8 protein-coding genes and 1 pseudogene are annotated in these 10,352 nt (G+C 73.3%); 6 read left to right on the top strand and 3 right to left on the bottom strand.

All coding sequences use genetic code 11. The annotated features are described in order from the left end of the window. Positions 1–107 precede the first annotated feature (107 nt). Positions 108–788 (top strand): DUF4272 domain-containing protein, encoded by a 681-nt coding sequence (locus E1258_RS25520; protein ID WP_132405586.1) that lies wholly within the window; start codon positions 108–110, stop codon positions 786–788. Between the two features lie 19 nt (positions 789–807). Here the strand turns inward: E1258_RS25520 and E1258_RS25515 are convergent, their stop codons facing one another. Beyond that, positions 808–1,785 carry a putative RNA methyltransferase gene (locus tag E1258_RS25515; RefSeq protein WP_132405588.1) on the bottom strand — a complete coding sequence of 326 codons (978 nt, stop codon included), beginning with the start codon at positions 1,783–1,785 and terminating at the stop codon, positions 808–810. Between the two features lie 63 nt (positions 1,786–1,848). On the opposite strand from E1258_RS25515, the gene E1258_RS25510 reads away from it, so the two are divergent. Beyond that, positions 1,849–2,925: an adenosine deaminase gene (locus E1258_RS25510; RefSeq protein ID WP_132405584.1), complete on the top strand. Its 1,077-nt coding sequence runs from the start codon at positions 1,849–1,851 to the stop codon at positions 2,923–2,925. Here E1258_RS25510 and E1258_RS25505 read toward each other — a convergent pair whose 3' ends face one another. After that, the gene (locus E1258_RS25505) at positions 2,926–3,339 is read right to left on the bottom strand and encodes a uridine kinase (RefSeq protein ID WP_243715680.1); all 414 of its coding nucleotides are present in this window, start codon (positions 3,337–3,339) and stop codon (positions 2,926–2,928) included. 385 nt (positions 3,340–3,724) lie between these two features. Here E1258_RS25505 and E1258_RS25500 point away from each other — a divergent pair, with 385 nt between their 5' ends. From E1258_RS25500 to E1258_RS25485, 4 genes are all read left to right on the top strand, one after another. Beyond that, positions 3,725–7,207, top strand: a complete 3,483-nt coding sequence (locus E1258_RS25500) for a sensor histidine kinase (RefSeq protein ID WP_132405580.1) — start codon at positions 3,725–3,727, stop codon at positions 7,205–7,207. Continuing rightward, the gene (locus E1258_RS25495; RefSeq protein WP_007074524.1) at positions 7,204–7,608 is read left to right on the top strand and encodes a roadblock/LC7 domain-containing protein; all 405 of its coding nucleotides are present in this window, start codon (positions 7,204–7,206) and stop codon (positions 7,606–7,608) included. The genes E1258_RS25500 and E1258_RS25495 overlap by 4 nt, the downstream gene beginning before the upstream one ends. Before the next feature lie 100 nt (positions 7,609–7,708). Further along, the gene (locus E1258_RS25490; RefSeq protein ID WP_007074525.1) at positions 7,709–8,083 is read left to right on the top strand and encodes a DUF742 domain-containing protein; all 375 of its coding nucleotides are present in this window, start codon (positions 7,709–7,711) and stop codon (positions 8,081–8,083) included. Between the two features lies 1 nt (position 8,084). Beyond that, positions 8,085–8,678 carry an ATP/GTP-binding protein gene (locus E1258_RS25485; RefSeq protein ID WP_007074526.1) on the top strand — a complete coding sequence of 198 codons (594 nt, stop codon included), beginning with the start codon at positions 8,085–8,087 and terminating at the stop codon, positions 8,676–8,678. A gap of 370 nt (positions 8,679–9,048) precedes the next feature. Here E1258_RS25485 and E1258_RS25480 read toward each other — a convergent pair. Continuing rightward, positions 9,049–10,352, bottom strand: a pseudogene (locus E1258_RS25480) (transposase); the annotation flags it as partial.

Raw genomic sequence — 10,352 nt, 5'->3', positions numbered from 1 at the left:
GCCCCCGCCCCCGCCCGCCGTGGTGCCGCTCGTCGTGAACCGCTATCCTCCCAGGCCAAGGGGGGACGACCGGCGCTGAGCCGATGCGACTGACAGGGATCTGACCCGTGCGCGTTTCCGCTCCCGACCCGCGAGAGGTCCGTGACGCCAGCCTGGACGAGCTGTCCCGGCTGGGGCTGCCGCTGCCACCGAGCCAGTTTCCCCTGGTGTGGGAGCCGGGCGACGAGATCGAGCTGCGGCCGACCGTCGAGATCGAGGCGCGCATCGCCGTGCTGCACGTGATCCTGGCCCGGTGTTTCGGCATGCCGGCGCAGGCGGCGATGAGCTGGCTGCTCAACTCCCACCTGGTCGACCTGGTCACCCCGCCGGAGTGGCAGTTCGTGATGGGCGGCCGGGGCGACCACCGGTCGTTCGTGCTGCACCACGACGCGCTGTTCTCGCTGGCCTGGGTGCTCGGCCTGGCCAAGCAGCTCGACCCGACGCTGCCGGTCGACGAGCGGCTGGTGGAGCGGCTGCCGCACATCGCGGGCGGGGAGAGCTTCCAGCAGTGGCGCTCCCGCATCCTGACCGCGCCCCAGCACCCGGCCGACGCGGCGGCCCTGCTCGACCTGCACTACTGCCTCGACTGGGCGTACCTGGAGCTGGAGCGCGACGGGCGGTCGTCGCCCGGCCTGGTCGACGCCAACGCGATCGGGCAGCGCCGGTGGGCGCTGGAGTGGGCGGTGGTCCTGCGCGGGCCCTACCACGAGGAGCCGCCGGGCTGGGAAGAGGTGGACCTTTCCACCTGAGCGGCGGGCCGCGCCCCGGTCAGCGGGGGCGGTACACGCCGAGCCGTACCGCGAGGGTCACCCGGACCGGCTCGGGTAGCGCGGCGATCCGGGCGGCGAGGGTGGCCGGGTCGGTGTGCCAGGCGCTGGGCCCCATCCCGACCAGGGTGGCCACCTGCGGACCGGTGAGTTCCAGCCGGGCCCGCAGCACGCTCCCGGCGGTCTGCTCGAAGTGGCCGGCCAGGCTCCCGGCGACCCGGTCCGCCTTGTCGGGGTCCACCTTCAGCAGGTCGAGCGAGTCGACCAGTTCGGCGAGGTGGTCCTCGGCGGGGGTGACCACGAGCAGCGCGCCGGCCGGGTGGAGCACCCGGCGGAACTCCGCGCCGTTGCGCGGGGCGAAGACGTCGAGCAGCACGGCGACGCTGGCGTCGGCCAGCGGAAGCCGCCGCCAGGTGTCGGCGAGCGCCGCCGCCGCGCGCGGGTGGGCCCGCGCGGCCCGGCGTAGCGCCGGCTTGGAGACGTCCAGGGCCAGGCCCACGGCGTCGGGCAGCGCCGCCAGCACCGCGGCGAGGTGCCGGCCCGTGCCCGCCCCGGCGTCCACCACCAGCGGGTACGTCCCGACGCCCCCCGTCCCGACGGCCGGCTGCCCGGCGGACGCGTCATGTCCAGCGGACGCATCCCGCCCGGCTTGGGCATCCCGCCCGGCTTTTCCGGCCGACGCGCCCGCTCCGGAGGCCTCCGGCGTGTGGTTCAGCGCGGCGAGCGCGGCGGCGGCGAGCGCGGCCGAGAGCGTGTCGTAGTGCCCGGCGGCGAGGAAGTCGGCGCGGGCGGCCACCATCTCGGCGGTGTCGCCCACGTGCGGGGCCCGCCCGGCGAGCAGGTCGACGTACCCCTGGCGGGCCACGTCGAAGCTGTGCCGGCGCGGGCAGCGCAGCGCCCGGGTGGTCCCGGCGGCGGCCTCGGTGAGCGGTTCCGCGCAGACCGGGCAACGCAGCCGGTCGACGATGCGGGGGTCCATCACCTGGACATCCTCCCAGCCGGTCGCGTCGGCGACCCGGTTGGTCGCTACTAGGGTCTGGGCATGGTCGCAATCTCATACGAGGACATCGTCAAGGTCCCCAAGGCGCTGCTGCACGACCACCTCGACGGCGGCCTGCGGCCGGCGACGATCGTCGAGCTGGCTGCCGAGGTCGGCCACGAGCTGCCCACCACCGACCCGGAAGCGCTCGGCCGCTGGTTCGTCGCGGCGGCGAACTCCGGTTCGCTGGAGCGGTACCTGGAGACGTTCGCCCACACCGTCGCGGTCATGCAGACCGCGCCCGCGCTGCGGCGGGTGGCCCGGGAGTGCGCGCTGGACCTGGCCGCCGACGGGGTCGTCTATGCCGAGGTGCGGTTCGCCCCCGAGCAGCACCTGGAGCGGGACCTGACCCTGGACGAGGTGGTCGAGGCGGTCGTCGCCGGGTTCGCCGAGGGCGCGGCGCTCGCCGCCGACGCCGGCCACCCGATCCGGGTCGGCACCCTGCTTACCGCCATGCGGCACGCCGCCCGGTCGCAGGAGATCGCCGAACAGGCGGTGCGGCACCGCGACGCCGGCGTGGTCGGCTTCGACATCGCCGGGGCGGAGGCGGGCTTCCCGCCCACCCGGCACCTGGACGCCTTCGAGTACCTGCAGCGCGAGAACTTCCACTTCACCATTCACGCCGGCGAGGCGTTCGGGCTGCCGTCGATCTGGCAGGCCATCCAGTGGTGCGGCGCGGACCGCCTCGGCCACGGGGTGCGCATCGTGGACGACATCAACCCCGGCGACCCGCCCGTGCTGGGCCGGCTGGCCGCGTACGTGCGGGACAAGCGAATCCCGCTGGAGCTGTGCCCGTCGTCGAACGTGCAGACCGGCGCGGCGGCGTCGATCGCCGAGCACCCGATCGGGCTCCTGCGCGATCTGCGGTTCCGGGTGACGGTGAACACCGACAACCGGCTGATGAGCGGCACCTCGATGTCCCGGGAGATGGCGCTGCTGGTGGAGGCCTTCGGCTACGGCTGGAAGGAGCTCCAATGGTTCACGATCAACGCGATGAAGAGCGCGTTCATCCCGTTCGACGAGCGGCTGGCCATCATCGACGAGGTGATCAAGCCGGCGTACGGGAAGCTGCTGGGCTGATCAGGGGTGGTGCGGGTGGCCGGCGAGCAGGTCGGCCACCCGGCGCAGCACCTCGCGGGCCGGGGCCGGGTGGGCGCCGAGCCCCGCCTGGCGGCGCAGCACCGCCGGCTCCGCGCGCAGCAGGGCCAAACCGCGCCGCAGCAGCACCCCGGGAGCCTTGCGCTGCTCGGCCAGGTCGCGGGCGAGCCGCCGGAAAAAGGTGGTGCCGCGCGGCCGGCGCAGCGCGTACGCCCCGGCGAGCAGCCCCCGCCGTCGACATTCCTCGACGATCTCGGCGGCGAAAATCCCTTCGGCGACGAAAAGTGGCGATCCGGCGACCTCGAATGTCCGGGTGGCCACCCGCCGGTCCGCGCCGATCGCATAAACCGGCACTTCGGCCTTGCCGTCCCGCGCCAGCCGGGCAATCGTTTCCACGGCCGCCCCGGCATCCCACGACTGAGGTGAGTCCCAGTCCACAAGACCGTTTTGACGCGGTAACGTAGGGTCATCACCGTCCTTGTAGAAGTCGTCCAAACAAAGAACAGGAAGCCCGGTTTGTCGGGCTATGTGCGACTTTCCGGAGCCCGAAGGGCCGGCGAGCAGGACGAGGCGGTGGGGGTGATCCATTACTGTCAGTCACTCCGGCTGGACGGATTGCGAGCAAATTGCATCAACATCTCATCACACCTCCGGCGACGGCCGGCCTGGGCTTTCTCTTTGGAACACGGCGTGATGGAATCTCGGAGGTCCGACCCGCCGGGTCGGTCGCTGAGCGTTGCCCGGGGCAACGCGCGAACGCTGTGATCGCGAGGGCGGTGACGTGAGCAAACGACCGAAGACGGCGGGTTCCTTCCTGTCGCGACTGCGTCGGCCGGTCGGCCGGCTCCGCGACATGCCGATCTGGTCCAAGCTCGGTCTCATCATGATCGTGCCGACCATCGCCACGGTCGTCGTCGGCACCAGTGGCCTCGTCGACAACCTGGAGACGTTGAACAACGCCAACCGCTCCGGCGACCTGGCCAATCTGGTGGGCTACTCGGGCGACCTGGTCAACAGCCTCCAGGACGAGCGCACCTCCGCGGTGTTGCTGCTCGGCGCGAGCGGCGACCAGGCCAAGGCGCAGTACCAGGAGGCGTACAACCGGGTCAACATCCGGGTCGACCAGGACAAGGTGCCGTACCTGCAACAGCGGGGGGAGGTCGACGACCTCCCGAACAGCCTGGAGAGCCGCCTCGACGGGATCGACCAGAACCTGAAGGACCTGCCCGGCACCCGCAGCCAGGTCTTCAACGGCAAGCTGAAGATCATCGACGCCATGCAGGCGTACGAGGGCCTGATCAACGACCTGCTCTCCATCCGCGACTCCGCCACCCACCTCGCCGGTGACAACGACCTGAGCGACCGGATGCGGGCCGCGGCAGCCGTCGCCCGGGAAAAGGAATTCCTCTCGGTCCGCCGGGTCGTGGTGCACCGGGCGCTGATCCAGCGCGAGCTGACCCCCATCCTGCGCACCGACTACATCGCCAGCGGCACCGGCCAGCAGCAGGCGCTGCAGAGCTTCAAGGCGGTGGCCAACCAGGCCGAGTCGGACCTGCACGACCAGACCGTCGCCGGCGGCGACCGGCGCGAGGCGCAGAACTACACCGGCTGGCTCGACGGCAACATCAACGGCAGCATGGCCGACGCGCCGTTCGGGCCGGACCAGTGGGACGCGGCCATGGTCGCCAACGCCAAACTGATCCGTACGGTCGAGGCGAGGCTCGACGGCGACGTGGTCAAGCAGGCCGACGCGCTCCGCTCCGACGTGCAGCGCACGGTGTTCCTCCAGACCGGCCTGCTGCTCGGCATGCTGCTGCTGGCCATCCTGTTCGCGTACCTGGTCGCCCGGTCGATGGCCCGCTCGTTGCGCGACCTGCGCCAGGGCGCGCTCAACATCGCCCAGTACGGTCTGCCCCAGGCCGTCGCCCGGCTGCGCGATCCGCAGTTTTCCAGCCAGCTCTCCCCGGTGCAGGCGGCCAACCAGATCGCCGAGCCGCTGCCGGTGCGCAGCAAGGACGAGTTCGGCCAGGTGACCGAGGCGTTCAACGCGGTCCACCTGGAGGCCGTACGGACGGCGGCGGAGCAGGCCGCGCTGCGCGCCTCCGTCGCGACCATGTTCGTCAACCTGGCCCGCCGTTCGCAGATCCTGGTCGACCGGCTGATCGGCCACCTCGACCGGCTGGAACGCGGCGAGGAGGACCCGGACCGGCTGGCCGAGCTGTTCCAGCTCGACCACCTGGCCACCCGGATGCGCCGCAACGACGAGAACCTGCTGGTGCTCGCCGGGGCCGACTCCACCCGCGTGCAGCGCGAGCCGGCGGCACTGATCGACGTGCTGCGGGCCGCCCAGTCCGAGGTCGAGCACTACACCCGGATCGAGTTCGGGGTGATCGACCGCGACATCGAGGTCGCCGCGCACGCGGTCAACGACCTGGTCCACCTGGTTGCCGAGCTGTTCGACAACGCGACCGCCTTCTCGCCGCCCGACTCGCAGGTGATGGTGGAGGCCCGCCGGGTCGGCGACCGGGCCAGCCTCTACGTCGAGGACCGGGGCATCGGCATCAGCGCCGAGCAGCTACACGACCTCAACGACCGCCTCGCCTCGCCGCCGCAGGTGGACGTGGCCGTCTCCCGGATGATGGGCCTGGTTGTGGTCGCCCGGTTGGCGTCCCGGCACGGGGTCAAGGTCGAGCTGCGGCCCGGCACCGACCGGGGGACCGTCGCCGACGTCACCCTGCCTACCACCGTGCTGGTGCCCCGGGCGCTCTCCGGCCGGTTCCAGCAGCCCGGCGCGCTGCCGGCCCCTCCCGCGTCGCTCACCAGCTCGCAGCCCGGCGGGGCCACCCCGGCCCTGGGTGCCTTCGCGGCCTTCGGCAACGGCCCGGCGACACCGGCGCCCACCCAGCGGCCGGGGCACTCGGGCAACCAGGTGACCCTGGGCGGCCGGTCGTTCGACCCGGCCTCGCGCAACGGCCACGGCACGCCCGCGTCGACCGGTTCCATGCGGTCGATGCCGGCCTGGTCGGACCTGACCGGGGCCAGTGGCAGCGCCGGCGGTGCCGCCGCCGACCGCACCTCGAATGGCCAGTCGAGCGACCCGCTGCCGCAGCGGCGGGCGTCCGGCGACGGCGCCCCGGCCAGCAGCGGCCAGCAGCCGGCCATCCCCCGACAGCTGCCGAGCAGCCCGGAGGCCCGGGGCTGGACCCCGCCACCGGTCTCGGTGCCGCCGGTGTCGGCACCGCCGGTTTCCGCCTTCCCGGTCTCGGGTCAGCCCGTCTCGGCCGCCCCCGTGTCCGGTCAGCCGTTCGGCACGCCCGTGTCCGGTCAGCCGTACTCGACGCAGCCGCTGCCCAGTCGGCCGGTCCCGTCGGCCCAGGCGCCCGTGGCGCCGCCGGCCTGGCCGCCGGTGGCCGCGCCGGAGCCGGTCACCCCGCCGGTGCCGGAGCGCCTCGCGGCAGCCCTGGACATGACCACGGAGCTGCCCCGGGTGCCGCGCACCGAGGTGCCGAGCGCGCCGGCCACCCAGCCGACGACCCCGCCCACGCCGACGCGGTCAACGCCCGTGCAGGCCCAGAACCGGCAGCAGCGGTACGCGGACGAGACGATGGAGCTGCCGATCTTCCGGGAGCTCGAGTCGGCCTGGTTCCGTACCCGCCGCTCGGGCTCGGAGGAGACGGCCGGCGTCGCCCAGCGCGCGACCAATGGCACCGGGAGCCCGGCGAACGCCGCCGTGACCCAACAGTTCTCCGCGGTCGACGTCACCGGCCGGCCCGTCCAGACACCAGCACCCGGGACGACAGGTAACGCACCGATGGCAGACACCCCGATGGCCGGAGGAATGCCGCGCGACAACGGGTCGCCGACCAACGGTGGCACCCGCCCCGGTCCCGCCGAGGGCTTCGCCGGCCGGCGGCCCACGCCGCAGGCCCACGCCTGGCAGACTGCCGCGGACGACGGCTGGCGGGCCGCCTCGGCGGCCACCGAGGTCCCGGTGGCGGAGACCACCCGCAAGGGCCTGCCGAAGCGGGTGCCGATGGCCCAGCTCGTGCCCGGCGGGGTGGAGAAGCCCACCACGTCGGTCCAGCGCCGTACGCCGGAGGGCGTCCGCGGTCTGCTCTCGGCATACCATCGAGGCGTGCAGCGTGGGCGTACCGAGCCCGACGGCAACCCGACCAACCCGGAGGCAGCTCCGGGTGGGCAGCAATCCTCGCAGTCTGGCTCAGGCCCGGTGGCCGGGAGCGGGCAGAAGGAGCAACAAGGATGACAACTACGCAGGATCTCGGTTGGCTGCTGGCCAACTTCGCCGACCGGGTGCCCGGTGTCGCGCACGCGGTCGCCGTCTCCGCGGACGGTCTGCTCCTGGCGTCGTCACGAGACCTTCCGCGTGACCGGGCCGACCAGCTCGCCGCGATCGCGTCCGGGCTGGTCAGCCTGACGCAGGGAGCGGCACGCTGCTTCGAGGGCGGCGCGGTGCTGCAAACCGTGGTCGAGATGGACAACGGCTTTTTGTTCCTGATGTCCATCTCGGACGGCTCGTCCTTCGCCGTGCTCGCCGCCCGTAGCTGCGACGTCGGGCAGGTCGGATACGAGATGGCCCTCCTGGTCGACCGGGTGGGCGACGCGTTGACCCCGCAGCCGCGTACGACTGTGGGGATGATGGGCTGACCCACGCGCTGGCCGGTGGGTCGGGCGGGGTGGCAAGGACGAGAACGACGGGTTCCACCGGGTTCAGCCGGTGTCGGGGACGAAGGAGGTGAGCGGCGACATGGATCGTGACGAGCCGACTGGCGCGTTGGTCCGTCCGTACGCCGTCACCCGCGGTCGTACCCGCCCTCGGCTGGACATCGCGTTGGAGGCGCTCGTCGAGACGACGGTGCGCGGTCGGGCCGCTGCCAGTAGCAACGGTGGCCAGGGCCGAGAGCACCAGTACATCGCCGCGCTGTGCGACGGACGCGTGCAGTCGCTTGCCGAGATCGCGGCGCGGATGCAGCTCCCGCTCGGCGTGGCTAGGGTGCTCATCGCCGACATGGCGACGGACGGCCTGGTCGCAGTCCACGAGCCGACCATCCTGGACGACTCCGACGACGCGGTGGGCACTGAACTGCTGGAGAGGGTGCTGAGTGGACTTCGCAGGCTCTGACATGTCGCACCGCCCGCCCGTCCCGAGCGGGCGCGTGACGTCGGCGAAGATCGTTATCGCCGGTGGGTTCGGCGTCGGCAAGACGACGCTGGTCGGCTCGGTCTCGGAGATCACGCCGCTGACCACCGAGGCGATCATGACCTCCGCCGGCGTGGGCGTCGACGACACCCGGCAGGTGCCGGGCAAGACGACGACCACGGTGGCGATGGACTTCGGCCGTATCTCGATCGACCGGGACCTGATCCTGTATCTGTTCGGCACCCCCGGCCAGACCCGGTTCTGGTTCATGTGGGACGAGCTGGTCCGGGGCGCCATCGGCGCAGTGGTCCTGGTCGACACCCGGCGGCTGGCCGACTGCTTCGCGGCCATCGACTTCTTCGAGCATCGGCGGCTGCCGTACCTGGTGGCCATCAACTGCTTCGACGGCATGCAGTACCACGACCCGCAGGACGTCCGGGACGCGCTCGCGATCTCGCACGACGTGCCGGTGGTGGCCTGCGACGCCCGGAACCGGGAGTCGACGAAGCACGTGCTGATCTCGCTTGTCGAGTACGTGCTCACGATGCGCCGCTCGCGCGCGGTCGCGCCGGCCTGATCGACGACGGGACGCGCCCGACGACCGGCACCCGCCGGGCCGTCGGGCGCGTCCGGCTGTTTCGGGACCGGCTGGAGGCGAACTCGACGTTACCGGCGGGCGGCCGGCGCTCGATTCCGTAGGGCTAGCCCATTCCGTAGGGCGGCTCAGGAGCGGCCCTGACAACGCCTGTGCGCCCCGACCGCCCCGCGACCTTCGGGGGGGAAGGCCACTAGCCGTCACCGTCCCTGCGGGACGTCAGGCGGCCGGCCGAGGCCGCTCTTCGGTGTGGTTTCACCGGTCGGTCGGGTGGGCGTCGGGTTGCTGCGGCCGTACGCCAGCACGGCGGGGCGCGGCCGGGGCGGCGGTGCCCGCCACCCCGGCGCGGTGGTCAGGAGCGGTAGCCGGCGGACCGGTACTCGTACTCCCGGTCGTCGTCCCGGTCGCCGGTGTCCCGGGTGAAGTCCCAGCCGCCGGCCGCCTCGCGGCCCGGCCGGCCGCCGACGGCGAACCCGCCGATCTCCTGCCCGCGACGCCAGCCCCGGAAGTAGCCGGTCGTGTTCTCGGCGAGGCTGGCCGCGTCGCGGACTATCCGTAGGGGACGCTCTTCGCGCAGGGGGGAGCCCGGAACCAGGTTGGCCTGCGGCACCCGCTTGGGCAACCCGGCCTTGGTATCGGCGCCCACCGCCGGGCGGGCGGCCTGCTCGGCGGCCTGCCACCCGGTGTCGGCGGTGCTCGACCAGTCCATCTCGGACTCGTCGCCGTGCCCGACGAACCAGGCCGACTTGGCGGCGGCGAAGATCAGCAGGTCGCCGTCGCCCTCGTCGGAGATCGGCGGGGTACGCCGCTCCATCGGCGCGGACCGTGGCGATTGCGGCGGGGCGGTCCGGTGTTCCATGTCGGGCCGTTGCTCCAACGGGACCCGCTGACCCAGCGGGGACCGGTGTTCCACGGGGGTCCGCTCGGGGCGGGGCTCCGGCGCGGGACGGCCGGCGCGGGCTGCCTCGCCGCGGTCGACCAGCCGCAGCGGCGGGGGCTCCAGGCGCGGGTTGGCGGCCTGGCCCGGCCCGTCCTGCAGCGCCCGGTCGGCCAGCGGTGGCGGCTCGACCAGCCGCAGCATCGGTGGCTCCTGGGGCAGGTCGTCGGCGAGCCAGGGCGGGGTGACCCGGCCCTCGGCCGGCGGGACCACCTGGGTCGGCGCGTCGATCTGCCGCTTCGCCCGATCCTCAAAGGGCCGCCGCGCGACGGGATTGTTCGGTGAGCTGTCGGCGGGGTCCTCGGGGTTGTTGATTAGCGGCCAGTTCGCCCGCGAGCCAGGGGGAGCGGACTCCTGGCCGGGACGCGGGGTCGGCACCGGGACGCTCAGGTCGGTGGCGCTGAAGCCGCCGGTGGGCGGCGGCGCGGACTCGCCCGTCGTCTTGGGGCGAGGCGGGACGATGGTGCGCTGCCGCTCCGCCCGCGCGTTCTGGATCGCGGCGGTGGTCAGCGTGGGCCGGAACGGCTCACCGGCCTCGGCCGGCGGCACGGACCCGCGCTCGCGCTGGCTCGGCGCGATCGGGGTGATCCCCGGTGGCGGGGGCGGCGGCGCGGAGACCGGCCGGTTGGCAGGGTTGTCGATCAGGCGGCGCGGCTCGGGCGACGGCGGGCCGGAGACCGGCGGGGTGGCCGAGGCGGCCGGGGTGATCGGGCGCGGGG

The organism is Micromonospora sp. KC207, assembly GCF_004348615.1.
In the GTDB taxonomy this organism is placed as follows: domain Bacteria; phylum Actinomycetota; class Actinomycetes; order Mycobacteriales; family Micromonosporaceae; genus Micromonospora.
The sequence above is the reverse complement of the archived record's forward strand: the minus strand, read 5'-3'. Positions and strand labels throughout refer to the sequence as shown.

What these genes read in the sequence shown, in the direction of transcription:
- E1258_RS25515 (WP_132405588.1), bottom strand. Translation starts at nt 1,785, where the DNA reads ATGGACCCCCGCATCGTCGACCGGCTGCGTTGCCCGGTCTGCGCGGAA.
- E1258_RS25510 (WP_132405584.1), top strand. Translation starts at nt 1,849, where the DNA reads ATGGTCGCAATCTCATACGAGGACATCGTCAAGGTCCCCAAGGCGCTG.
- E1258_RS25495 (WP_007074524.1), top strand. Translation starts at nt 7,204, where the DNA reads ATGACAACTACGCAGGATCTCGGTTGGCTGCTGGCCAACTTCGCCGAC.
- E1258_RS25490 (WP_007074525.1), top strand. Translation starts at nt 7,709, where the DNA reads ATGGATCGTGACGAGCCGACTGGCGCGTTGGTCCGTCCGTACGCCGTC.
- E1258_RS25485 (WP_007074526.1), top strand. Translation starts at nt 8,085, where the DNA reads ATGTCGCACCGCCCGCCCGTCCCGAGCGGGCGCGTGACGTCGGCGAAG.